This window comes from Lysobacter sp. BMK333-48F3 (assembly GCF_019733395.1).
Classification (GTDB): domain Bacteria; phylum Pseudomonadota; class Gammaproteobacteria; order Xanthomonadales; family Xanthomonadaceae; genus Lysobacter.
The window spans coordinates 964,578-987,331 of record NZ_JAIHOO010000001.1; the positions used below are offsets into that span (position 1 = coordinate 964,578).

General features: G+C 71.6%; 20 protein-coding genes. 9 read left to right on the plus strand and 11 right to left on the minus strand.

Annotation, left to right across the window (positions count from 1 at the left end):
* Positions 1-200 precede the first annotated feature (200 nt).
* From K4L06_RS03970 to K4L06_RS04005, 8 genes are all read right to left on the minus strand, one after another.
* Positions 201-2,063: a DUF885 family protein gene (locus K4L06_RS03970; RefSeq protein WP_221670157.1), complete on the minus strand. Its 1,863-nt coding sequence runs from the start codon at positions 2,061-2,063 to the stop codon at positions 201-203.
* Between the two features lie 91 nt (positions 2,064-2,154).
* The gene (locus tag K4L06_RS03975) at positions 2,155-3,363 is read right to left on the minus strand and encodes a Xaa-Pro peptidase family protein (protein WP_221670158.1); all 1,209 of its coding nucleotides are present in this window, start codon (positions 3,361-3,363) and stop codon (positions 2,155-2,157) included.
* Positions 3,360-4,946 (minus strand): aldehyde dehydrogenase family protein, encoded by a 1,587-nt coding sequence (locus K4L06_RS03980; RefSeq protein WP_221670159.1) that lies wholly within the window; start codon positions 4,944-4,946, stop codon positions 3,360-3,362. The genes K4L06_RS03975 and K4L06_RS03980 overlap by 4 nt, the downstream gene beginning before the upstream one ends.
* The gene (locus K4L06_RS03985) at positions 4,946-5,851 is read right to left on the minus strand and encodes a dihydrodipicolinate synthase family protein (RefSeq protein ID WP_221670160.1); all 906 of its coding nucleotides are present in this window, start codon (positions 5,849-5,851) and stop codon (positions 4,946-4,948) included. The genes K4L06_RS03980 and K4L06_RS03985 overlap by 1 nt, the downstream gene beginning before the upstream one ends.
* The gene (locus tag K4L06_RS03990; protein ID WP_221670161.1) at positions 5,848-7,212 is read right to left on the minus strand and encodes an FAD/NAD(P)-binding oxidoreductase; all 1,365 of its coding nucleotides are present in this window, start codon (positions 7,210-7,212) and stop codon (positions 5,848-5,850) included. The genes K4L06_RS03985 and K4L06_RS03990 overlap by 4 nt, the downstream gene beginning before the upstream one ends.
* Positions 7,205-7,450 carry a 2Fe-2S iron-sulfur cluster-binding protein gene (locus K4L06_RS03995; RefSeq protein WP_221670162.1) on the minus strand — a complete coding sequence of 82 codons (246 nt, stop codon included), beginning with the start codon at positions 7,448-7,450 and terminating at the stop codon, positions 7,205-7,207. Before K4L06_RS03995 ends, K4L06_RS03990 begins: the two co-directional genes overlap by 8 nt.
* Positions 7,447-8,547, minus strand: coding sequence for an FAD-dependent oxidoreductase (locus K4L06_RS04000; RefSeq protein ID WP_221670163.1), 1,101 nt, complete (start codon positions 8,545-8,547; stop codon positions 7,447-7,449). The genes K4L06_RS03995 and K4L06_RS04000 overlap by 4 nt, the downstream gene beginning before the upstream one ends.
* A gap of 3 nt (positions 8,548-8,550) precedes the next feature.
* The gene (locus K4L06_RS04005; protein WP_221670164.1) at positions 8,551-9,489 is read right to left on the minus strand and encodes a proline racemase family protein; all 939 of its coding nucleotides are present in this window, start codon (positions 9,487-9,489) and stop codon (positions 8,551-8,553) included.
* 104 nt (positions 9,490-9,593) lie between these two features.
* Between K4L06_RS04005 and K4L06_RS04010 the strand changes: the two genes are divergently transcribed.
* Complete coding sequence (locus tag K4L06_RS04010) at positions 9,594-10,340, plus strand: AraC family transcriptional regulator (RefSeq protein WP_255594978.1); 747 nt, start codon at positions 9,594-9,596, stop codon at positions 10,338-10,340.
* Between the two features lie 31 nt (positions 10,341-10,371).
* On the opposite strand, the gene K4L06_RS04015 is transcribed toward K4L06_RS04010, so the two are convergent.
* The gene (locus tag K4L06_RS04015; RefSeq protein ID WP_221670165.1) at positions 10,372-10,788 is read right to left on the minus strand and encodes a RidA family protein; all 417 of its coding nucleotides are present in this window, start codon (positions 10,786-10,788) and stop codon (positions 10,372-10,374) included.
* Between the two features lie 978 nt (positions 10,789-11,766).
* Between K4L06_RS04015 and K4L06_RS22710 the strand changes: the two genes are divergently transcribed.
* On the plus strand, positions 11,767-13,188 hold the full coding sequence (locus tag K4L06_RS22710) for a carbohydrate-binding protein (protein ID WP_221670166.1): 1,422 nt from the start codon (positions 11,767-11,769) through the stop codon (positions 13,186-13,188).
* A 178-nt stretch (positions 13,189-13,366) separates the two neighbouring features.
* On the opposite strand, the gene K4L06_RS04025 is transcribed toward K4L06_RS22710, so the two are convergent.
* Positions 13,367-14,719, minus strand: a complete 1,353-nt coding sequence (locus tag K4L06_RS04025) for a Gfo/Idh/MocA family oxidoreductase (RefSeq protein WP_221670167.1) — start codon at positions 14,717-14,719, stop codon at positions 13,367-13,369.
* An 82-nt stretch (positions 14,720-14,801) separates the two neighbouring features.
* Positions 14,802-15,227, minus strand: coding sequence for a RidA family protein (locus tag K4L06_RS04030; protein WP_221670168.1), 426 nt, complete (start codon positions 15,225-15,227; stop codon positions 14,802-14,804).
* 255 nt (positions 15,228-15,482) lie between these two features.
* Between K4L06_RS04030 and K4L06_RS04035 the strand changes: the two genes are divergently transcribed.
* The 7 genes from K4L06_RS04035 to K4L06_RS04065 are packed head-to-tail and all read left to right on the plus strand — an operon-like array spanning position 15,483 to position 22,723.
* Positions 15,483-16,673: a hypothetical protein gene (locus K4L06_RS04035; protein ID WP_221670169.1), complete on the plus strand. Its 1,191-nt coding sequence runs from the start codon at positions 15,483-15,485 to the stop codon at positions 16,671-16,673.
* Positions 16,674-16,694: 21 nt separating this feature from the next.
* Entirely contained in the window at positions 16,695-17,480 is a 786-nt protein-coding gene (locus K4L06_RS04040) for an SDR family oxidoreductase (protein WP_221670170.1), read from the plus strand.
* On the plus strand, positions 17,480-18,787 hold the full coding sequence (locus K4L06_RS04045) for an amino acid deaminase (RefSeq protein ID WP_221670171.1): 1,308 nt from the start codon (positions 17,480-17,482) through the stop codon (positions 18,785-18,787). Before K4L06_RS04040 ends, K4L06_RS04045 begins: the two co-directional genes overlap by 1 nt.
* Positions 18,788-18,815: 28 nt before the next feature.
* The gene (locus K4L06_RS04050) at positions 18,816-19,673 is read left to right on the plus strand and encodes a MurR/RpiR family transcriptional regulator (RefSeq protein ID WP_221670172.1); all 858 of its coding nucleotides are present in this window, start codon (positions 18,816-18,818) and stop codon (positions 19,671-19,673) included.
* Complete coding sequence (locus K4L06_RS04055) at positions 19,670-21,133, plus strand: D-aminoacylase (protein ID WP_221670173.1); 1,464 nt, start codon at positions 19,670-19,672, stop codon at positions 21,131-21,133. The genes K4L06_RS04050 and K4L06_RS04055 overlap by 4 nt, the downstream gene beginning before the upstream one ends.
* Entirely contained in the window at positions 21,123-22,052 is a 930-nt protein-coding gene (locus K4L06_RS04060) for a 2-dehydro-3-deoxygalactonokinase (RefSeq protein WP_221670174.1), read from the plus strand. The genes K4L06_RS04055 and K4L06_RS04060 overlap by 11 nt, the downstream gene beginning before the upstream one ends.
* A complete protein-coding gene (locus K4L06_RS04065) occupies positions 22,049-22,723 on the plus strand; it encodes a 2-dehydro-3-deoxy-6-phosphogalactonate aldolase (RefSeq protein ID WP_221670175.1) in 675 nt (224 codons plus the stop codon). Before K4L06_RS04060 ends, K4L06_RS04065 begins: the two co-directional genes overlap by 4 nt.
* Positions 22,724-22,754 lie beyond the last annotated feature (31 nt).

Genomic DNA, 22,754 nt, shown 5'->3' on the forward strand with positions numbered 1-22,754 from the left:
CCCTTGAAAAAGGGAGCCCGCCGACCACTTCCCCCCTTTGAAAAAGGGGGGGCCAGGGGGGATTTGCCGTTGCCGTTGCTGTTTCTGTTGCCGCGGTTGCTGGTCGCTGGCCTAGCTCCAACTGCCGCACTCGCCCTCGCCGCCGCTCCGCAACCCCATCGCAGCTGGTGCCGCCTCTCCCGCAACCACCGCGCCGACGATCAGCGTCGGGCCCCGCTCCCCGCCTTGCCGCTGCCGGCGCCGACCTGGGCCTGCTTCGCCGCCGCCTTCTCGCGGCTTTCGACGATGAACCGGTCGACCCGTTGCTCCAGCACCGGCAACGGCACCGAGCCCAGGGCCAGGATCGCGTCGTGGAAGGCGCGGATGTCGAAGTCCCGGCCCAGCGCCTGCTCGGCCTTGGCCCGCGAGCGTTCGATGCTCATCTGGCCGAGGTAGTACGACAAAGCCTGCCCCGGCCAGCCGATGTAGCGGTCGACCTCGGTCTGGATCTCGTGCTCGCTGAGCGCGGTGTTGTCGCGCAGGAAGGCCTGGGCGCGCTCGCGGCTCCAGCCCAGGTGGTGCACGCCGGTGTCGACCACCAGCCGGCTGGCGCGCCACATCTGGTAGGTCAGGTAGCCGAAGTAGTCGTAGGGCGTGTCGTACAGGTTCATCTCGATGCCGAGCTTCTCCGAGTACAAGGCCCAACCCTCGCCGTAGGCCGAGATGTAGGTGTAGCGGCGGAAATCCGGCAGGCCCTCGTGCTCGGCGGCGAGCGAGGTCTGCAGCGAATGGCCCGGCGCGGATTCGTGCAGGGTCAGCGCGGCCAGATTGAACAAGGGCCGCGACGGCAGGTCGTAGGTGTTGAGCAGGTACACGTCGCGGCCGCCGCGGCCGGCGGTGTAGAACGGCGCCAGGTCCGGCGGCACCGGCTTGATCGCGAAGCGCTGGCGCGGCAGCAAGCCGATGAATTCGCCGATCTGGCCGTCGACGCGCTTGGCCAGCCAGGAGGCGCGCATCAGCAGTTCGTCGCCGCTCTTGGGGTAGAACTTTGGATCGGTGCGCAGATGGTGCAGGAACTGCGCGAAGCTGCCCTTGAAGCCGGTCTTGGCGATGGTCTGGTCCATCTGCGCGCGGATCTTGGCCACTTCGGCCAGGCCGATCTCGTGGATCTTCGCCGGCTCCAGGTCGAGCGTGGTGTATTCGCGGATCTTGGCCCGATACAGCGCCTCGCCGTCGGGCATGGCCTCGGCGGCGAGCGTGGTGCGCGCGCGGGTCATGTACTCGTCGCGCATGAACGCCAGCAGCTTGCGGTACGCCGGCAGCACCGATTCCTCGATCGCGCGTGCGGCCTCGGCGCGCAAGCGAGCCTGCTCCGCCGCCGGCAGGTTGGCCGGCATCTGCTTGAACGGGGTGTAGAACAGGTTGTCCTCGAGCTTGGCGTCCAGCACTTCCTTGATCGACACGTCGCGCCCGCCCAGGGTCGCGCGCGGCACGCTGTAGCCGCGATCCAGGCCGGTGCGCATGTTGCCGATCTGTTCGTCGAAGTAGCGCGGGATGTCGCGCAGCTGGCCGAGGTAACGGCGATAGCCTTCGGCGTCGCGGATCGGCCGGCGCGCGGTGAAGCCCAGGTTGGTCCAGAACGCGCTGTCGCTGTTGAACGGCATTTCCCAGCTGCGCAAGCGCTGGTTGGCGAGCAGGCTCTGGATCTGCTGGCGGAACACCGCGTAGTTGACCGGGTCCTCGCCGCGCAGTTGGGCGGGGTCGATCGCGTCCAGCTCCTCCATCACCTGGGCCCAGTAGCGCTCGCGCGCGGCCTGGCTGGCGGGATCGACCTTGGGCAGCTTGTCGGAAGGCTGGCCTTGCACGTCCTCGTCGTCGCCGCCGGCGAACTGGACCTGGCGCCATTTCCATTCGCGGGTGTACAGCGCCTTGAAGCGCGCGCCGGCGGCCTCCTCGCTGCGGCTGTCGGCGGTGGCAGGCGCGGGCTCGGCGGCGAGCGACGGCAGCGCGCCCAGCGCGAGCGACAGGGCGACGGTCAGCGCGGCGCGCGAGGCGCGCAGGCGGGAGGAGCGGCTCGGGGTCATCGCGGCACTCGGTAGCGGGACACGGAAGCGCCGATGATGCGCCATCGGCGCGCCGCAGGGATGTGCCTGAAGTGTCCGCCGCGCCGCCGGCTCAATCCGCGAACGGCCGGTCGATCGCCGGCGCGGGCTCGGTGAACCAGCGCGCGCCGTCCTCGGTGACGTAGAAGTGATCCTCCAGGCGCACGCCGAAACGGTTCGGCACCACGATCATCGGCTCGTTGGAGCAGCAGTTGCCGCTCTCCAGCCCCTGCGTGTTGCCGCGCACCAGGTACGGCGCCTCGTGCACGCTCATGCCGCAGCCGTGGCCGGTGCGGTGCGGCAGGCCGGGCAGCCGGTAGTCCGGGCCCAGGCCGGCGCGCTCGAGCACATCGCGCGCGGCGCGGTCGACCGCCTCGCCGCTGACTCCGGGCCGGACCGCGGCGAAGGCCGCCGCCTGCGCTTCGCGCTCCAGTTCCCAGATCCGGGCCTGGTCGGCATCGGCGCGGCCGCAGATGTAGGTGCGGGTGATGTCGGACTGGTAGCCCTGCACCGCGCAGCCGGTGTCGATCAGCACCAGCTCGCCTTCGCGCAGCGTCTGTTCGCCGGGAATGCCGTGCGGATACGCGGTGGCTTCGCCGAACTGGACGATGCAGAAGGTCGAACCGTTGTCGGCGCCGAGCGCGCGGTGGGCTTCGTCGATGAAACGGCGCAGGGTCGTGGTGGTCGTGCCCTCCTCGGCCAGGCCGGCGGCGAGGCGGTGCACCTGCAGGGTCATCGCCATGGCCTGGCGCATCAGCGCCAGCTCGGCCGGCGACTTGCGCGCCCGGCAACCGTCGACGATCGCCGCGGCATCGGCGATGTCCAGGTTCGGCGCCGCCGCGCGCAGGCCGGCGTAGATCGCGAACGCCGCGCCGGGGTCTAGCGCCAGCCGGCTCGCGCCGCGCTCGCGCAAGGTCTTCGCGACCAGCGCGTAGGGATCCTCGTGTTCCTCCCACAGCCGCGGCTGCGCGGGAATCTTCAGCACATGCGACAGCGAGCCGGCCTCGAAACCGGGTGCGATCAGCACCGGGTCGCCGTCCAGGGTCAGCAGCATCGCCACCAGGCGCTCGTTGGCGCCCCAGGGCACGCCGGCGAAGTAGCGCAACGAGGTGCCGGCGCCGATCAGCAGCGCGTCGCTGCCTTGCGCGCGCATCAGCGCGCGGGCGCGCTCGATGCGCTGCTGGTGCTCGTCCGCGCCGATCGCCGGCGCGCGCTCGCGCCATGGCGCCAGCTGGGCCCGCGCCTGTTCCAGGGTCAGACCGCCGATCTGGCTGCGGCTCATGCTTGCGCTCCTATCGTGTCGGTGGTCCAGCGTCCGTCGATCTTGCGCATCAAGCCGGCCGGGCCGCGGTCGCGCAGCTCGGCGGGCAATTGCGCCTCGTCGATGTGGTCGTAGCAATGCAACGCGGCGAAGCGGCGGATCGCCGCCGGCAGGCCGACTGCGGTGAAACCGGGGTGGCCGGTGCTCGGGAACGGACCGCCGTGGTTCATCGCCGGGCTCACCGCGACCCCGGTCGGCATGCGCCCGCCGATCAGGCGCCCGACTTTCGGCCGCAGCGTCGCCGCGACCGCATCGCGCGCCTCGCGGTCGTCGGCATCCGCGTACAAGGTGCCGGTGAGCTGGCCGTCGAGCGCGCGCGCGACCGCCACCGCTTGCGCCGCATCGGCGACCCGCACGATCAGGCTGGCCGGGCCGAAGGCTTCGGCCTGCAGGCCAGGCGCGGCGAGAAAGACAGGTGCGTCGATCTCGAACAGCGCCGGGCGCACCCGATAGCCCGCGCCCTCGGCGGGTTCGCCGCCGGCCAGGGCGCGCGCGCCGAGCGCGCGCCATTGCGCCAGCGCACCCAGGTAGTGCTCGCGCACGCCATGGGAGAACAGCACTCCGCCCGCACTGGCGCCGATGCGTTCGGCCGCCGCGGCGACGAAGGCGTCGCCGGCCGCGCCTTGCGGCACCGCCAGCAGGCCCGGATTGGTGCAGAACTGGCCGACGCCGAGCGTGCACGAGGCGACGAACTCCTGCGCCAGGGCCGCGCCGCGCGAACGCAGCGCGGCCTCGAACAGGAACACCGGGTTGACACTGGACAGTTCCAGATACGCCGGCACTCCGGCCGCGTCCGCCGCCGCTTTCAGCGCCAGTCCGGCGCCGCGGCTGCCGGTGAAGGCGATCGCGCCCAGGCGCGCGTCGCCGGCCAGGCGCAGGCCGTCGGCGTTGTCGAGCTGGTACAGCGCTTGCACCGCCGCCGCCGGCAGGCCGGCGTCGAGCAGGGAGCGATGCGCCAGTTGCGCCAGGCGCCGGCCGGTCGCCGGATGCGAGGGATGCAGCTTGGCGATCACCGGATTGCGCGCGGCGATCGCCGAGGCGAAGTCGCTGCCGGAAATCGCGTTGAAGGCGAGCGGGAAGTTGTTCGGCCCGAACACCAACACCGGCTTGTGCAACGGCGCCAGATGGGTGCGCAATCCCGCCGCGGTATCGATGGTCGGTTCGGTCCAGGCGTACTCGCGCGCCGCACGCGCGGCCTGGCGCAGTTGGCCGGTGGTGCGCGGCAGTTCGACCTGGGCCAGGCGCGGCTCGACCGGCAGGGCGGTCTCGCGGTGCGCCAGCGCGACCAACTGCGCCGCATCGTCCTCGATCGCCTGCGCATAGCCGTCGAGGAAGGCAGCGATGCGCTGCGGATCGGCCGCCGCCAGTTCGTCGGCGACCGCGGCGGCCGCGGCCAATGCCGCCTGCGCGTCGCCGGCGCCGGACACCGGGAACGCCGGCGCCAGCGCCTCGCCGGTGGCCGGGTCGTAACCGCGGAACTCGCCGGCGCCGTCGCGCGACGGCTGCCAGCGGCCTTCCAGCAAAACCTCCGCGCGCGCGTCCATCAGACCGCCGGCCGGGTCGCGCCGGCGCGTTCGATCACCGCCAGCGCGGCGGCGCGCTCGGCGCCTTCCAGGGCCATGCGCGGCGCGCGCACCCGCTCGCTGCCGAGGCCGACCTGCTCCTGCACCAGTTTGATCAGCTGGACGAACTTGGGCACGGTGTCCAGGCGCAGCAGCGGCAGGAACCAGGCGTACAGCTCCTGCGCCGCGCGCGCGCCGCCGTCGCGGGCCAGCTCGAACAGGCGCACCGACTCGTGCGGGTAGGCGTTGACCAGGCCGGCGATCCAGCCGGTCGCGCCCATCGCCACGCCCTCGACGATCGCGTCGTCCATGCCGACCAGCAGCTCCAGGCGCTCGCCGAGCAGGGCGCGGATCGCGGCGAAGCGGCGCACGTCGGCCGAGGACTCCTTGACCGCCTGCAGGTTGGGCAACTGCGCGGCGAGTTCGGCGATCTGCTCCGGCACGAAATCGGTCTTGTAGGCGACCGGGTTGTTGTAGAGCATGCACGGCAGCGAGGTGGCGCGGATCACCGCCTCCACATGCGCCTTCATCTCGCGCCAGTCGGTCGAATAGACGTACGGCGGCAGCACCATCAGCGCGGCGCAACCGATCTTCTCGGCTTCGCGCGCCAGCCGCACCGCCTCGTCGGTGGACAGCGCGGCGATTCCCGGAATCACCGGCGCCTTGCCGTCCAGCGCGCCGACCAGGGTGCGCAGGATCGCGCACTTGTCCTCGAAGCTCAGCGTCGCCGCTTCGCCGAGCGAGCCCAGCGGGACGATGCCGACGCAGCCGGCCTCGATCAGGGTCTGCGCATGGCGGGCGAGGAAGGCGTGGTCGATCGAGCCGTCGGCGGCGAAGGGCGTGGTGATGGCGGGGATGACGCCGCGCCAGAACGGGGCATTGCTCATGAAGTCGATCCTTGCGGTGCGATGGAAGAGGAAGCAACGGACGCCGACGCGTCGGCGGGAGAAAATCCGGCCAGGGCCAATCCGGCCAGCCGGGTCGGAAACAGCGGCGGGCGCATGAGGGATGCGCTCGCAGCCGAGTCCGAAGATGCGGGGAAGACGTCCAGCTCGGCCAGCGCCGCGCCGCAGATGCGGCCCTGGCAGCTGCCCATGCCGCAGCGCGTGGCGAGCTTGGCCGCACGCGGATCGGCCCAGCCTTGCAGGCGCGCCAGCGGCACGTCCTCGCAGCGGCAGACCAGGGTGTCGGCGGTGGCGCAGGCGCGCACCTCGTCGCGGACCGGGAAGTGCGCCGCCAGCAAGGCGGCGAACGCGCGCGCACGCTGCCGCCGCGGGTACAACGCGCGCGCCGCATCGTCGGCGCCGGCGGCGTGATGGCCGGCGATCGCGCCTTCCAGGCGGGCGACGTCCACGCCGCCGATGCCGCAGGCCTCGCCGGCCGCGTACACGCCGGCGACGCTGGTCGCCTGGCGCGCGTCGACCCGCACGGCGGCGTGGCGGCCCTGCGGCGTCAGCGCGCAACCGAGTTGGCGCGCCAGCTCCAGGTTCGGCACCAGGCCGTAACCGACCGCCAGCTGATCGCAGGCGATGCGCTCGACGCCGCGCCCGGTTTCGATCTCGACCTCGCTCACCCGGCCGTCGCCATGGGCCGCGCGCACCCAGGCGCCGCAGCGGTACGGCACGCCGGCCAGGCGCGCGCGCAAGGCCGCGGCCTGGGCCAGCTTGCCCGGCCAACGCCACAGCCGCGCGGCGAATCCGCGCACCGCCGCGGCCGGCGCCTGTTCGCAGATCGCCAGCACCTGCGCGCCGTGCGCGCGCAGGGTCGCCGCCGCGGCGAGCAACAGCGGACCGCTGCCGGCGACCAGCACGCGCTTGCCGGCGATCGGCCAGCCCTGCTTGACCAGGGCCTGCAGCGCGCCGGCGCCGCTCGCGCCGGGCAGGGTCCAACCGGGAAACGGCAGCAGCAGTTCGCGCGCGCCGGTCGCCAGGATCAGCTTGCGATAGCGCAGCTCCAACAGGCCTTGGTCCTGCTCGATCAGGATCCGGTCCGCGCCGGCGGCGAAGGCCTGCGCGGCCAGATGCCAGCTCACCGGCGCCACCGCATCCAGCGCCGCCAGCGCGCGGTGCAGTCCGGGCGCGAGGCCGCGGCGCAGGTCCGGCCGCCACACCTGGCCGCCGGCGCGCGCCTGCAGATCGACCAGCGCGACCTGGGCGCCGTGCGAGGCGGCCGCGCGCGCCGCGGCCAGACCGGCCGGGCCGGCGCCGATCACCAGCACGTCGACGACGGCGTCGTGCGCTTCAGTCATCGCAGCGCACCCGCATGCCGTCGCGGGCGAGCGTCAGGCAGGCGCGCCGATGCGCGACGCCGTCGATCTCGACCCGGCATTCGAAACACACGCCCATGCCGCATAACGGCGCGCGCGGCTGGCCGCCGCAGGAGCGGCGGAAATGCGCGCCGGCGCGCGCCACCGCGGCGGCGACATTGGCCCCGGCCGGCACTTCGACCGCGACCTCGTTGATCCACAACCGCAGCGGCGCGCTCATCGCAGGCTCCGCGCGGGCGAGAACGGCGTCATGTCGATTTGCGGCTCGCGGCCCAGCAACTGATCCACCAGCAAGCGCGCGGTGCCCAGCGCCGTGGTCACGCCCAGGCCCTCGTGGCCGGCGGCGACCCAGGTATGCGCGCGGTCGGCGACCGCGCCGATGTAGGGCCGGCCGTCGGGCGTGGTCGGACGGAACCCGGTCCAGACCCGCAAGGCCTGCAGCTCGCGCAGCATCGGCAGGAATTCGAACGCGCGCTCGAGCATGCGCTGCAGCATCGGCCACGACACCTCGCGCCCTTCGACGCCGAATTCGCGCGAGGAGCCGATCAGCAACTGTCCGGTCGGACGCGGCTGGACGTTGAAGGCGACGCTGCTGTCGGCGTCGCCGTGGGCGCTGTCGGCATAGCCCAGCTCCAGCAGTTGCCGATGGACCCGGCCGGGATAGCGCTCGGTGATCACCAGGTGGCCCTTGCGCGCGCGCATCGGCAGTTGCGGCAACAGTTCGGGCAGGGCGCAGCCGGTGGCGAGCAGCACCGGGCCGGTCAGTTCGCTGCCGTCGTCCAGGCGCAGGCCCTGCGTGCTCAGCGCGACAGCGCGCCGGCCGAGCCGGCAGTCGGCGCCGCCGGCGCGGGCGCGATCGAGCAAATGCAGCGCGACCCGCGGCGGATACACCACCGCCTCGTCGGCGACCAACATGCCGCCGCGCAAGCCCGGCGCCAGCGCCGGCTCCAACCGGTACAACTCGTCGGCCTCGATCCGCCGCGCGCGCACGCCGGCCGCGGCCAGGCGCGCGATCTTGGCGGCGATGCCGTCGTATTCGTGCTCCCTGCGCGCCACCCACAGGGTGCCGCAGCGGCTGAATTCCGCCGCGGCCAGGCCGGCGTAGGCCTCCCACAGCTGCAGCGAATAACGCGATAGCGCCAGTTCGGCCGGGTCGTCGTCCATCGCCACCAGATGCCCCATCGCCGCCGCGGTCGCGCCGCCGCCGACCGGCCCCGGCTCGATCACCGCCACGCGCAGGCCTTCGGCCGCGGCGCGCTCGGCGCAAGCGCTGCCGACGATGCCGGCGCCGACCACGATGAGGTCGTATGCGGCCATGGCTCAGCGCGCCACCACGCCCCAGGCGAAGGCGTCGTTCGGGTCGATCAGCAGCTGCGCGCGCGCGGTGACGTAAGCGCTGCCGGTGATGGTCGGCAACACGCCGCGTTCGCCGGCGCGATAGCGGCCTTCGAACACGCTGCCGATCACGCTCTCCTGGCGCCAGGTCTGGTCCGGCGCGAGCTTTCCGTCGGCGGCCAGGCAGGCCAGCTTGGCGCTGGTGCCCGTGCCGCAGGGCGAGCGGTCGTAAGCCAGGCCCGGGCACAGCACGTAGTTGCGTCCGTCCAGGCCCGGGGTGGGCGAGGCGGTTTCCAGTTCGATGTGGTCGATCTCGGCGCCGTCGGCGCCGGTCACGCCGTGCGCGACCAGGGCGCGGCGGATCGCCTCGGCGTAGGCGCGCAGTTCGGGCTCGTGCTGCAGGCCGATCGCGCGCTCGGTGCGGACGATGAAGAACCAGTTGCCGCCCCAGGCAACGTCGCCGCTCACCTCGCCGTAGCCGGGCACCTCCAGGCGCACGCCGGCGGCGTGGCGCCAGCTTTCGACGTTGTCGATCGAGACCCGGCCGTCTTCGTGCAGGCGCGCGCCGACCGTGCCGACCGGCGTGTCGATGTAGTGCTGCCCGGGTTGGATCCGGCCCAGGTACTGCAGCGTGCGCACCAGGCCGATGGTGCCGTGGCCGCACATGCCCAGGGTGCCGACGTTGTTGAAGAAGATCGTCGCCGCGCAGGCCTGCGCCGACTGCGGCGGCAGCAGCAGAGCGCCGACCACCGTATCGGAGCCGCGCGGCTCGCACGCCACCGCCCGCCGCCAATGGTCGAATTCGGCACGGAAGCGGTCGCGTTGCGCGGTCAGCGGGCCGGGGCCGAGATCGGGCAGGCCGGAGACCACGACCCGGGTCGGTTCGCCGCCGGTATGGGAGTCGATGACATGGACGGTGTGCATGCCGGACATGCTCGCGTCGGGGCCGCGGCCGGTCTAGCGCGGCTTGCCGGCGCTGGATGCGGAATTCGGCATAATCGCATCGACCCCGCCCAGCCCCGCCGACGATGCCCGCCCTGCCCGCCGAACCGGTCCGGATCGATGCCGACCTGATGCAGACCCTGTGCGACGCGCTCGCCGACGTGGTGTTCTTCGTCAAGGACGAGGCCGGCCGCTACACCCACGCCAACCTGACCCTGGTGCGCCGGCTCGGGCTGAAGCGGCGCGAGGACGTGATCGGCCGCGGCGTCGAGGACGTGTTCCCGGCCCGGCTCGCCGCGCGCTATGCGCAACAGGACCGGCGCGTGCTCGAAGGCGGCACGATCGAGGACCAGCTCGAAGTGCATCTGTACCCCAACCGCCGTCCCGGCTGGTGCCTCACCGGCAAGCGGCCGCTGCCGCTGGCCGGCGGTCGGCACGGACTGATCGGCCTGTCGCGCGACCTCGGCGCGCCCGACGGCCGCGACCCGACCTTCGAACGCCTGCGCCGGGTGGTGGCGCATATGCAGGCGCACTACGCCGAACCGCTGCGCGTGGCCGCGCTGGCGCGGCTGGCCGACCTGTCGGTGGCGCAGCTGGAGCGGCATTTCCAGCGCGTGTTCCAGCTCAGCCCGCAGCAGAGCCTGATCAAGCTGCGGATCGAGGCGGCGATGCGCGAGCTGTGCGGACAGGCGCGCATCGCCGACGTCGGCCTGGCCTGCGGCTTCACCGACCAGAGCGCGTTCGCGCGCCAGTTCAAGGCCACCGTCGGCATGACCCCGCGCGATTACCGCGCCCTGCACCGCGACCCGGGCTGGCGCGGCGCCGCGCGCTGAACCGCACGCGCTGCGTGCTTGGCGTCCCGGCTCAGGCCAGGGCGATCGCCTCGATCTCGATCCGCCAGCTTTCGTCGTAGATGCCGGTGACGATCACCCCGACCGACGGCCGCACTCGGCCGCCCAGGCGCGCCTGGCGCAGCGCGCGTTCGCGGCGGCGGTCGTCGGCGCGGGCCAGGAACACGTTGACCCGGACCAGATCCGCCAGGCCCATGTCGGCCGCGGCCAGCTGCCGCTCGACGCCGTCCCAGGCCAACGCGCATTGGGCGTCGAAATTCTCCGGTGCGGCGCCGTCGGCGTCGGTCGGCACCTGGCCGCTGACGAACAGCAGCCGGCTGCCGGCATGCAGCCGGTGCGCCGGCGAGGCGTCCGCGCCGGCGCTGCGTTCGGGGACGACGCTCAGCGTCGCCCCGCCCAGGCCCGCCAGCAGAAAACCGCGGCGGCGCATCTCAATGCCCTGCGCAGGCCGGGACGATACGGATGCGGGCCATAGCCATAACCTGTAATGATTACATTAAAGGTTATGCCTACCCAGTGAAACCTGTCAACGCAGCTTTGATGGTTTCCGACCAAAGGAGGCCTACCCAGCCTCCTGTAGGAGCTGCGTAAGCCGCGACCACCGAAGCGAAGCACGAAAGCGCCCTTCCCCAGGCCGAAGCACCCGCAGCTGGGCCACGCAAACCGACTCCTGCGCATTCGTCTACAACGCTGTCGACCATCGCTCCGGTGGATCGCGGCTTATGAGCGGAGAAAAGCATCCGGCACGCCGCTCTCGCAGGCGAGGCGACAGCGATCCTCGAAGGCGAGGACTCGTTGCACAAAGCACACTTTCGCCGGCCGCAGCCGTTGCGGACGCCGTCGCCGACCGCCCTGTTTTCAGCGCACAAGCCACGCGTGACGCTGGTCTCTTCTCCGCCGTCGCCGATTCGCCGCCCTGGGTGCAGCGCAGCAAACCGGCGCCGAAGATCGCCGTCGTTTGCGGTCAATTCGCCGCCGGAACGACCCGCCATGTCCGCTAACTTGACAGCGCTGTCAAATGGAGCAGGCTGCGGTCAAAGCCGACCCGATGCCCCGCCAGATCGGCGACGGGCGTCGGCGAGGCATCGAGGAGGGACCACCCTCCCGCGCCAGGGCTCGGCCCCTTGAAGAGGGAACCAGGTACCGCTCCTTGCAGAGCGGGCCCGCATCTACTTCGCAACGGAGGCAGAAGATCAGGTACGCAAGCCCCGAACCCCCTGCACCGGCCGCCGATCCGCGACCGGCGACCAGCCGCGAGACGGCGACCACGCCGTGAGATCGCCTGCGGCGTAGCGCGCCCGGCGACGCAGCCAGCACGTTCGATCCCTGCCCGCACCGGCGACCCCGTGTGCGGGCGGCAGGGCCGCGTGCGCCGCGTCGGCAGGCCCAACCAATGAGAGGACCACACATGAGACCCGCGACCCAATGCATCGCCTTGCTGATGTTTTCCCTGCTTTCCGGCAGCGCCTTCGCCCAGAACTGGCAGTTGGTGTGGAGCGACGAGTTCAACGGCTCCATCGGCCCCGACTGGGTGTTCGAGACCGGCAACGGCAGTAACGGCTGGGGCAACAACGAGCTGGAGTACTACCGGCGCGAGAACGCGACGATCGAGGACAACGCCCTGGTGATCACCGCCAGACGCGAAGACTTCGGCGGCTATCGCTACACCTCGTCGCGGATGAAGACCCAGGACCGTCGGACGTTCAAGTACGGGCGCATCGAGGCGCGGATGAAGCTGCCGTCCTTCAAGGGCGCCTGGCCCGCCTTCTGGATGCTGGGCGCCAACCTTCCGCAGGTCGGGTGGCCCGCCTCGGGCGAGATCGACGTGATGGAGCACGTCAACGACGAGAACAAGACCTACGGCACCATCCACTGGAGCGACCACAACGGCACCTACGCGCAGTACGGCGGCAACACCGCCGCGACCGTGCAGGACTGGCATGTCTACGCCGTGGAGTGGGACGCCAACGCCATCCGCTGGTACATCGACGGCAACAAGTTCCACGAAGCCAACATCCAGGGCGGCGTCAACGGAACCGAGGAGTTCCACAAGGACTTCTTCCTGCTGCTGAACTTCGCCATCGGCGGCAACTGGCCGGGCTTCACCGTGGACGAGACGCGCCTGCCGGCGAAGATGCACGTCGACTACGTGCGCGTGTACTCGGCGGGGGGCGCGACCCCCGGCGTCGCCACGGCGTACCAGCATTGCGACTTCGGCGGCTGGGGCGTGGCCCTGCCCGAAGGCCGCTACACCCTGGCGCAGCTGCAGGCGCGGGGCATCGGCAACGACCAGATCTCTTCGCTGCGGGTCAATCCGGGCTACCAGGTCACGCTGTACCAGGACGACAATTTCGGCGGCGCCAGCGTCACCAAGAGCGCGGACGCGTCCTGCCTGGCGGGCGACGGCTTCAACGACCGCGCCACTTCGCTGGTGGTGGCGCCGTTCTCGCAAGCCTGGTCGCTGACCCTGCAGGCGGAGAACTTCAGCGCCCAGCAGGGGGTGCAGACCGAAGCCTGTTCGGAAGGCGGCCAGAACGTCGGCTGGATCGAGCAGGGCGACTGGATGGCCTACAACGGCATCGCTTTTCCCGCCACCGGCAGCTACCGCGTCGAATACCGGGTCGCCAGCCCCGCCGGCGGCGCGCTGTCGCTCGACCTCAATGCGGGCGGCATCGTGCTCGGAACGGTGCAGATTCCCGCGACCGGCGGCTGGCAGAACTGGACCACCGTCTCGCACACCGTGAACGTCGGCGCCGGCACCTACAACCTCGGCGTGTACGCGGCGCAGGGCGGATGGAACATCAACTGGCTGCGGATCACCCGCCTCTAGCCTGCGACCGCTTTGGCGTCGCCCGCTCCGGGCCATTGCCGCGGAGCGCTGCCTGCCCTCGGGCAGCGCTCCGGATTTTCCCCGAGAGCGGGCTGACGGCTGGAGGAGATCCCTCGGCACGCCGCTCCGCGCAGGAGCGGCGCAGGCCTCGACCGCCGCAGCGGCCCAGGCGAAGGACTCAATAACGGTCGTCGAAAGCGAAGATCGGCTTGCGGCCCTTCCACTTGCCTTCGGTGAAGTCGGGGAATTCCAGGGTCTTGTGCTCGGCGATCGACTGCTCGGACAGCGGCGTGATCGCGCTCCAGGCGACCGCGTCGTAGATGTCGATCGGCATCGGCGCGCCGGCCTTGAGCGCTTCGACGAAGGCGTGGATCACGAAGTAGTCCATGCCGCCGTGGCCGGCGCCGGCGGCGGCATCGCCGTAGCGCTTCCACAGCGGGTGGTCGTACTTCTGCAGCCAGGCCTCGGCCGGGTCCCATTCGTGCGGCTTGCTCTTGCCTTCGATGTGGATCGAGTCGTTGACGTCCATCCACAGCCCGTCGGTGCCTTGCACCCGGAACCCCAGCGAGTAGGGGCGCGGCAGCGAGGTGTCGTGCTGTAGCAGGATGGTCTCGCCGTTCTCGCATTCGATCTGGGTGGTGACTAGGTCGCCGAGCTTGAACTTGACCTTGGCGTTGGGATGGCCCTGGCCGCCCTTCTTGACGATGTAGTCGTGCAGGCCGCGCGCCTTGCTGGCGAAGGCGCTGAGGTAGGTGAAGCGGTTGCCGCGGTGGATGTTGGCGACCATCGCGCAAGGGCCGATGCCGTGGCTCGGGTACAGCTCGCCGTTGCGCTCGACCGAATGCTCGGTGCGCCAGCGCGCTTCCGACCAGGCCTTGGGGCCGAACTCCAGGCCGCTGCCGTAGGGCTGGTCCGGGTTGCCGTTGTTGAACTTCACCGCGCGCAGGTCGTGCTGGTAGCCGCCCTGCAGGTGCACGATCTCGCCGAACAGGCCCTGGCGGACCATGTTCAGCACCGCCAGCACATCGCGGCGGTAGCAGACGTTCTCCAGCAGCATGTACGGCGTGCCGGTCTTCTGCTGGGCGCGCAGCACCTGCCAATGGTCGTCCAGGGTGATGCCGGCGACCACTTCGCAGGCGACCGCGATCCGCGCCTGCATCGCCGCGATCGCCATCGGCGCGTGGAACTCCCACGGCGTAGCGATGATCACGCCGTCCAGGCCGCCCTTGTCGAGCATCGCCCGGTAGGCGTCCTGGCCTTGCGTGCCGTAGCTGGCCGGCTTCGGCTTGCCCGCCTGGTCGATCATCTTCAAGGCGCGCTCGAGCATGATCGGCTCGATATCGCACAGCGCCACCACCTCGACATCGTCGCGCCGCACCAGTTCGCGCAGCAGCACCTGGCCGCGCATGCCGGTGCCGATCATGCCCAGGCGCAGCTTGGAGCGGGTGCGCGCGAACGCCGGGGTGAACGCGTTGCTGGCCAGCAACGTGCCCGCGGTGGCGGAAGTGGCGAGGAAGTCGCGTCGGTTCATTACGGGGTCTCTATAGAGGAGGGGAAAAAGCAGCGAAGCGCATAGCAACGAGTCGGGAGCCGGGCGCGCGGCGCCGCATTCGTTACTCGTTTCTCTGCGCCGTTTCTCGGCCCAGCGGGCTGTACGCGATGGCTTCGATCTCGATCTTGCAGTCGACCATCATCTGCGCGCGCACGCAGGACCGCGCCGGCGGCCGGTCGCCGAAGTACTCGCGGTAGACGCGGTTGAAGCTCCAGAAGTCGCGGGTGTCGTCGAGCCAGACCGTGACCTTGACCACCTGCGCCAGATCGCAGCCCGCCAGAGCCAGCACCTTGACCACGTTCTGCATCGTGCGGCGGGTCTGCGCCTCGATCCCGCCGGGCTCGATCTCGCCATGCTCATTCATCGCCACCTGGCCGGAGATGTAGACGAAATCGCCGGCGCGCACCGCCGGCGAGAACGGCAGGGTCTGGCCGCCGGCCCCACTGGGCTCCAGGCCGTAACGGACGATCGGATCGCTGTCGCTCATGCGCACCTCTGGCAGGAAAGGACGACGCGGGCCGGCCGCGCCGGGCGCCGCACGGCTGCGCGGCCCGCCCCGGGGCCGGCAAGACTCGATTGTGCTTCGAGGGCCATTAGCCGGGACTGCCCGCAGCCCGACGTGAAACTATCCTACACGCCATGTAATTACATTTTGCAGCGCACAATGCTTTATTTATCCGACGATTGCTACCATCAAGACAAGCCGCCAAGGCATTCTGTCAGAAATTTACAAGGAACTCAGATGAGCGCGGTGGCGTCGCCGGTCCGGTCTCTGTATGCCTACCCCTGGGACGTGGCGGCGCGCGGTGCGCGCGAATTCGCCTCGCAGGTGCGCGAGTTCGGCCTGGACGGCGTGACCCTGGCGCTGAGCTACCACGCCGGCAAATTCGTCAGCCCGCACCATCCGGGCCGGCGCGTGGTCTTTCCCGAGGACGGCGCCACCTACTTCGCCCCCGACCCGCACGGCTACGGCGAGATCGCGCCGTTCGCCCACTCCGACCCGGCCCTGCTGCGGATCGCCGCCGACCTCGCCGAGGACGGCCGCATCGCGGTGCGCGCCTGGACCGTGCTGCTGCACAACAGCCGGCTCGGCGAACGCCACCCGCGCCACGTCGCCCGCAATGCCTGGGGCGACCCGTACGTGTACAGCCTGTGCCCGTCTTCGCCGGCGGTGTTCGACTATGCGGTCGCGCTGTCGGCCGACGTCGCCCGGCAACCGGTGCGCGGGCTGGTGCTGGAAACGCCGAACTGGCTGCCGTACGCGCACGGCTACCACCATGAGTTCGCCCAGGTGCGCGGCAACCTGTGGCTGGATACCTTGCTCGGGCTGTGCTTCTGCGCCGATTGCCGGCGCCTGGCGATCGCCGCCGACCTCGACGCCGACGCGCTGGCCGCGCGCGTGCGCCTGCGCGTCGACGCCTATCTCGGCGCGCCGATCGACGCCAGCCCCGACCAGGCGGCCAGTTGGCTGATGGCCGACCTGCTCGACATGCCGCAGTTGGCGGCCTACCTGAAACTGCGCCAGCGCCGGGTCGCCGAACTGGTCGCGGCGATCCGCGCCGAGGTGCCGCGCGATCGCGAAGTCGTGGTCATTCCGACCGTGCAACGGCCGACTGCCTCCGCCTGGCTGGAAGGCAGCCAACTGGCCGCGCTGGCCCAGGCCGCCGACGCGATCGAAGTGCCGCTGTACGAACCCAACGCCGCGCGCGTGGCCGCCGACGCCTTCGACACCGTGCAACGGGTCGGTGCGGCCGGACGCGTGCGCGCGATCCTGCGTCCCGGCCCGCCCGACCTCGGCGACGGCCACGAACTGGAGGCCGCGCTGCACGCGGTGAAGGCCGCCGGCATCGCCGATATATCCTTCTACAACTACGGCCTGCTGCGCCCCGACCGCCTGCGCGCGCTTGGCCGAACGTTGCGGCGGTGCGACTGAGAACACAGGAATCGAACGCGCATGAGCCTCCCTCCCCGCCCCCGCCTGACCCTGATCACCGGTGCCGCCGGCGGCATCGGCCAGTCCCTGGTCACGCGCTTCGTCGCCGGCGGCGATCGGGTGCTCGCGCATGACCGCGACGGCGCCGCGCTGGCCGCGCTGGCCGCGCGTTTCGAACCCGAGCAGGTGCTGACCGCCGTGTCGGAGCTGTCCGACCTGGAGGCCTTGCGCGCCGCACTGGCGCCGGCCTTGCGGGCGCAGGGCGCGATCGGCGCGGTGATCGCCAACGCCGGCAGCGCCGAAAGCCTGAGCCTGGCCGACACCAGCGCCGATTCGTGGCGGCGCGACGTCGAGTACAACCTGCACGCCGGCTACAGCACGGTCGCCGCCGCACTGGAAGGGCTCAAGGCCAGCCGCGGCAACGTGGTGTTCATCGGCTCGGTCAACGGCCTGGCCGCGCTCGGCCATCCCGCCTACAGCGCGGCCAAGGCGGCGCTGATCAGCTACGCGCGCTCGATCGCGATCGAGTACGGCCGCTTCGGCGTGCGCGCCAACGTGGTCTGCCCCGGCACGGTCAAGACGCCGGCCTGGCAGGCGCGCGCCGACAAGCACCCGCAAGTGTTCGAAGACCTGCGCAAGTGGTATCCGCTGGGCGATTTCGCGACCCCGGAGGACGTCGCCGAGGCGGCCTGGTTCCTGGCCTCGGAACAGGCGCGGATGATCAGCGGCGCGGTGTTGCCGGTGGACGGCGGCCTGATGGCCGGCAACCGGCTGATGGCGGCGGAACTGACCCTCGAGCCCTACTGATGAGCGACATCGCAGCGATGAACGACGCATTGCGCGGCCTGGACGAACAATGGCTGCTGCCCGGCACCAAAGGCCTGGCGCTGCAGGCGCCGCTGCGCCAGAGCGCGCTGGCCGGACGCGGCCTCAACGTGCTCGACGGACGCCTGTCCTATCCGGTCGCGGTGCTGCGCGACTCGACCGTCGCCCACAACATCGCCTGGATGCGCGAGTTCGTCGAACGCGCCGGCGCGCTGCTCGCGCCGCACGGCAAGACCACGATGAGCCCGCAGTTGTTCCGGGCCCAGCTCGACGCCGGCGCCTGGGCGATCACCCTGGCCACCGTGCCGCAGTTGCAGGTCGCTTACCGCTTCGGAGTCCGCCGGGTGCTGCTGGCCAACCAGCCGGTGGCGAGCGCCGATATCGAAAGCCTGGCCGCGCTGCTGCGCGACGATCCCGGTTTCGAGGCCTGGGTGCTGGTCGATTCGTCCGCCGGCGCGCAGCGACTGCAACAAACCATGCAGTCGATCGCGCCGCTGCGCCGCCTGCCGGTGCTGGTCGAACTCGGCGCGGCGCAGGGCCGCACCGGCGCGCGCGGCGTCGACGCGGCGCTGGCGCTGGCGCGCGAAGTCGCCGCCGCGCCGCGACTGCGCCTGGCCGGCGTCGAAGGCTACGAAGGCCTGTGGGTCGGCGCCGACCGCGAGGCTGACCTGCGACGCGTCGACGCGCTGCTCGCGCAACTGGTCGAACTGACCCGCCGCTGCGACGCGGAGCGGTTGTTCGACGGCGAAGAGATCCTGCTCAGCGCCGGCGGTTCGGCGTATTTCGACCGCGTCGCCGCGGCCTTCGCCGAACTGCGCGACAGCTCGCGGCCGTTGCGGCGGGTGCTGCGCTCGGGCTGCTACCTGACCTCCGACCATGGCTTCTATCACGGCCTGCAGCGGGAGATGCGCACCCGCCACGACGCCAGTTTCCGCCACGGCCTGCAGCCGGCGCTGGAGGTGTGGGCGATGGTGCAGTCGCGGCCGGAGCCGGAACTGGCCCTGCTGACCCTGGGCAAGCGCGACGCCTCCTACGACATCGACCTGCCCAGGCCGCTGTGCTGGCACCGTCCCGGCGACGGCGCGCCGCGGCCGCTGCGCGAAGCGCGCATCGTCAAGATGAACGACCAGCACGCCTATCTGGAACTGCCTCCCGACCACCCGCTGCAGGTCGGCGATCTGGTCGCCGCCGGCATTTCGCATCCCTGCACCACCTTCGACAAATGGTCGGTCCTGCTGACCGTCGACGACGGCTATCGCGTCACCGGCGCGATCAACACCTTCTTCTGATCGACAACTTCTTCTGAGGAGCGCGCGCGTGTCCGACAACCTGATTCCGGCGATCCGCGACGCGCTCGGCCAGCTGCGTCCGGCCGAACGCAAGGTCGGCGAGGTGGTGCTGGCCGACCTGGACTTCGCCATCCACGCCAGCATCGGCGCGCTGGCCGCGCGCGCCGGCGTGTCCGAGCCCAGCGTGACCCGCTTCTGCCGCGCGGTCGGCTGCGACGGCCTGCGCCAGTTCAAGGTCCGCCTGGCCCACAGCCTGGCCGCCGGTGTGCCCTACCAGGCGGTGACCATCGACAAGGACGACGACGCCGCGACCCTGGTGCACAAGGTCTGCGACAGCATCTCCGCGGCGCTGCAGGACGTGCGCGAACGCACCGATCCGGCCGCGCTCGACGCCGCCGCGGCGCTGATCGCCGGCGCGCGGCGGGTCTGTTGCATCGGCGTGGGCTCGGGTTCGGGGGTGGTCGCGCAGGACGCCTTCCTGCGCTTCGTGCGCCTGGACATCGCCGCCAGCGCGCACAGCGACGGCCACTTGCAGCGGCTGGCCGCGGGCATGCTCGATCCCGGCGACGTGCTGTTCGCGATCTCGCTGTCCGGACGCAGCGCCGAGATCAACGACAGCGTGCGCATCGCCAAGGAGCATGGCGCCCAGGTCATCGCCCTGACCCAGGCCGGCACCCCGCTGGGCTGGGACGCGCACGTGCCCTTGCTGCTGCCGCCGTCGAGCGCGGCCACCCAGTACTCGCCCGGCGTGTCGCGGCTGATGCAGTTGGCGGTGGTCGACATGCTGGCGATCGCGGTCGCCCTGCGCCAGCAACCGGCGGTGCTGGAGAAGGCACGCCGGGCCAAGGCCGAACTGGAACGCCTGCAGGCGCAAAGCCGGGCATGAACCCGACGCGCGAATACGACCTGGTCGTCGCCGACGCCCGGATCTACGACGGCAGCGGCGGCCCGGCCTGGCGCGGCGACGTCGCCGTCGCCGGCGGGGCCATCGCCGCGATCGGCGCGCCGCGCACGTTGCGCGGACGCGAGATCGAGGACGCCCGAGGCCTGGCGTTGGCGCCGGGCTTCATCGACGTGCACACCCACGACGACCGCGCCGTGCTCGACGACCCGGGCCTGTTCAACAAGCTCAGCCAGGGCGTGACCACGGTGATCGCCGGCAACTGCGGCATCAGCCTGGCGCCGTGGCGGGCCGAGCGCGAACCGCCGGCGCCGCTGTCGCTGATCGGCGCGCGCAAGGATTTCCGTTTCGAACGCTTCGCCGACTACCTCGATGCGGTCGACGCGGCGCGGCCGGCGGTCAATGTCGCGGCCCTGGTCGGCCACACCACCCTGCGCGTCGCCGAGGTCGCCGACCTGTCGCGGCCGGCCGATGCCGAAGAAATCGAGCGCATGCGCGCGCGCCTGAGCGAGGCGCTCGACGCCGGCGCGATCGGATTTTCCAGCGGCCTGTTCTACAAGCCCAGCCAGGCCGCGCCGAACAGCGAGGTGATCGCGCTCGCCGCGGACAGCGGCGCGCGCGGCGGCATCTACGCGTCCCACATCCGCGACGAATACGACGGCGTGCTCGACGCGCTCGACGAAGCCATCGACGCCGGCGTCGCAGCGCGCACGCCGGTGGTGCTGTCGCACCACAAATGCGCCGGGCCGGCCAATTGGGGCCGCAGCGTCGAGACCCTGGCGCGGATCGATCGGCGCCGGCGCTCGCATTGGGTCGGGCTCGACGCCTATCCCTATACCGCCGGATCGACCGTGCTCGACCCGGACTACGTCGACGGCGTCATCCGGATCCTGGTCAGCTGGTCGCAGCCGCATCCCGAACAGGCTGGGCGCGATCTGGCCGACATCGCCGCCGACTGGGGCGTGGATCAGAAACAGGCCGCACGTCGGCTGCATCCGGCCGGCGCGGTGTACTTCCAGATGCGCGAGGACGACGTGCGCCGGGTGCTCGGCCACGACCGCACCATGATCGGCTCCGACGGCCTGCCGCACGACGCGCATCCGCATCCGCGCCTATGGGGCGCGTTCCCGCGCGTGCTCGGCCACTACTGCCGCGACGAGGGACTGTTCACTCTCGCCGAAGCGGTGCGGCGCATGACCTCGTTGTCGGCCGACAGCTTCGGCCTCAAACGCCGCGGCCGGATCGCGCCGGGGCTGGCCGCCGACCTGGTCCTGTTCGATCCGGCCACCGTCGCCGACCGCGCCAGCTATGCCGAGCCGCGGCAGCCGGCGGCCGGCATTCGCGCGGTCTGGGTCGCCGGCGCTTGCGCGCTGCGCGACGCCCGCGCCACCGGCGAACGACGCGGCCGCGCATTGCGGCGCGAGGAGGAAAGACATGGCCGCTGATCCCACCGCCATTTCGCCCGGCGCGGTCGCCCTGGTCGGGGTCGACTGGGGCTCGACCCACCTGCGCGTGCACGCCTTCGACGAACTCGGCGGAGTGATCGCCACCCGCTCCAGCGCGCACGGCATGGCCGGCCTCGGTTCGCCGGACGCCTTCGCCGCGGCGCTGGAGGAGTTGCTCGGCGCCGATCTCGACGACGGCACCGCGCCGATCCTGCTGGCCGGCATGGTCGGCGCGCGCAACGGCTGGCAGGAGGCGCCCTACGCGGCGCTTCCGGCCGATGCGCCGACGCTGGCCGCGGGCTTGCAGCCGCTGGCGTTCCGCGGCCGGCGCGCGGCGATCGTGCCGGGGGTCAGCGGCGACAGCGACGGCTTCGCCGATGTGATGCGCGGCGAAGAAACCCAGGCGCTCGGCGTGCCGCCCGGAACCCGCCGCGTGGTCGCCCCGGGCACCCACAGCAAATGGGTCGGCCTCGACCGCGGCGCGGTAACCGACTTCGCCACCTATCCGACCGGCGAGCTCTACGCCTTGTTGTTGAATCAGAGCCTGATCGGCCGCGGGCTGCCCGTGCAAGCCTGGTCGGAACGCGGGTTCGTCAGAGGCCTGGACACCGCGCGCGAGCGTCCGGACTGGCTGCATCAGCTGTTCGGCGTGCGTGCGCGCCATGTCCGCGACGCGACCCCGGCGGACGAATTGCCTGCGTTCCTGTCCGGCCTGCTGATCGGCTACGAATGCCTGGCCGCGAGCGCCGGCCGCGACGCCGCCGCCGACGGCGAGATCGCGGTGATCGGCGGCGCGCGCCTGGCCGCCGCCTATGCCCTGGCGCTGCGCCGCTACGGCCGGGCGCATTACATCATCGAAGGCGACACCGCGTTCTGCCACGGCCTATGGCGCATCGCGAAGGCGGCGCGAATCGTATGAACCTCGACCTGCGAACCTCGTCGCTGCCGCCCCTGCGTACCTGGCTGGAGCACTCGCCGTTCGTGGCGATCCTGCGCGGCATCACGCCCGAGGAGGCGCTCGATGTCGGCGCCGCGCTGGTCGGCGCCGGCTGGCGCCTGATCGAAGTGCCGTTGAACTCGCCCGGCGCCTTCGACAGCATCGCCCGGCTGCAGCGCCGCTACGGCGATGAAATCCTGCTCGGCGCCGGCACCGTGCGTCGTACGCAGGAGGTCGACGAGCTGGCGCGCGTCGGCGCGCGGCTGATGGTCTGTCCGCACACCGATCCGACGCTGATCCGCTACGCCAAGCGCCTGGGCCTGCTGGCCCTGCCGGGCGCCGCCACACCCAGCGAATGCCTGACCGCGCTCGACGCCGGCGCCGACGCGCTCAAGCTGTTCCCGGCCGACGCGCTGGGCCCGGCCATGCTCGCCGCCTCGCGCGCGGTGCTGCCGGCGGATACCGCGGTGCTGCCGGTCGGCGGCATCCACATCGACTTGCTCGCGATCTGGCGCAAGGCCGGCGCGACCGGTTTCGGCATCGGCGGCACCTTGTACCGCCCCGGCCGCAGCGCCGCCCAGGTCGCCCAGATCGCGCGCGGTTTCAACCAGGCCTGGCGCGAGACCGAAGCCGCGCGGCGCGCGCCGCGCTGACCTCATCCCCCACCGTTACGCCGGAGCCTGC

Excerpts from the sequence above, each read along its gene's own strand:
- K4L06_RS03980 (WP_221670159.1), bottom strand. The coding sequence starts at position 4,946 with ATGGACGCGCGCGCGGAGGTTTTGCTGGAAGGCCGCTGGCAGCCGTCG.
- K4L06_RS04030 (WP_221670168.1), bottom strand. The coding sequence starts at position 15,227 with ATGAGCGACAGCGATCCGATCGTCCGTTACGGCCTGGAGCCCAGTGGG.
- K4L06_RS04025 (WP_221670167.1), bottom strand. The coding sequence starts at position 14,719 with ATGAACCGACGCGACTTCCTCGCCACTTCCGCCACCGCGGGCACGTTG.
- K4L06_RS04010 (WP_255594978.1), top strand. The coding sequence starts at position 9,594 with ATGCCCGCCCTGCCCGCCGAACCGGTCCGGATCGATGCCGACCTGATG.
- K4L06_RS03970 (WP_221670157.1), bottom strand. The coding sequence starts at position 2,063 with ATGACCCCGAGCCGCTCCTCCCGCCTGCGCGCCTCGCGCGCCGCGCTG.
- K4L06_RS03990 (WP_221670161.1), bottom strand. The coding sequence starts at position 7,212 with ATGACTGAAGCGCACGACGCCGTCGTCGACGTGCTGGTGATCGGCGCC.
- K4L06_RS04040 (WP_221670170.1), top strand. The coding sequence starts at position 16,695 with ATGAGCCTCCCTCCCCGCCCCCGCCTGACCCTGATCACCGGTGCCGCC.
- K4L06_RS04055 (WP_221670173.1), top strand. The coding sequence starts at position 19,670 with ATGAACCCGACGCGCGAATACGACCTGGTCGTCGCCGACGCCCGGATC.
- K4L06_RS04060 (WP_221670174.1), top strand. The coding sequence starts at position 21,123 with ATGGCCGCTGATCCCACCGCCATTTCGCCCGGCGCGGTCGCCCTGGTC.
- K4L06_RS04000 (WP_221670163.1), bottom strand. The coding sequence starts at position 8,547 with ATGGCCGCATACGACCTCATCGTGGTCGGCGCCGGCATCGTCGGCAGC.
- K4L06_RS04065 (WP_221670175.1), top strand. The coding sequence starts at position 22,049 with ATGAACCTCGACCTGCGAACCTCGTCGCTGCCGCCCCTGCGTACCTGG.
- K4L06_RS04035 (WP_221670169.1), top strand. The coding sequence starts at position 15,483 with ATGAGCGCGGTGGCGTCGCCGGTCCGGTCTCTGTATGCCTACCCCTGG.
- K4L06_RS03995 (WP_221670162.1), bottom strand. The coding sequence starts at position 7,450 with ATGAGCGCGCCGCTGCGGTTGTGGATCAACGAGGTCGCGGTCGAAGTG.
- K4L06_RS04015 (WP_221670165.1), bottom strand. The coding sequence starts at position 10,788 with ATGCGCCGCCGCGGTTTTCTGCTGGCGGGCCTGGGCGGGGCGACGCTG.
- K4L06_RS22710 (WP_221670166.1), top strand. The coding sequence starts at position 11,767 with ATGAGACCCGCGACCCAATGCATCGCCTTGCTGATGTTTTCCCTGCTT.
- K4L06_RS03985 (WP_221670160.1), bottom strand. The coding sequence starts at position 5,851 with ATGAGCAATGCCCCGTTCTGGCGCGGCGTCATCCCCGCCATCACCACG.
- K4L06_RS04045 (WP_221670171.1), top strand. The coding sequence starts at position 17,480 with ATGAGCGACATCGCAGCGATGAACGACGCATTGCGCGGCCTGGACGAA.
- K4L06_RS04005 (WP_221670164.1), bottom strand. The coding sequence starts at position 9,489 with ATGCACACCGTCCATGTCATCGACTCCCATACCGGCGGCGAACCGACC.
- K4L06_RS03975 (WP_221670158.1), bottom strand. The coding sequence starts at position 3,363 with ATGAGCCGCAGCCAGATCGGCGGTCTGACCCTGGAACAGGCGCGGGCC.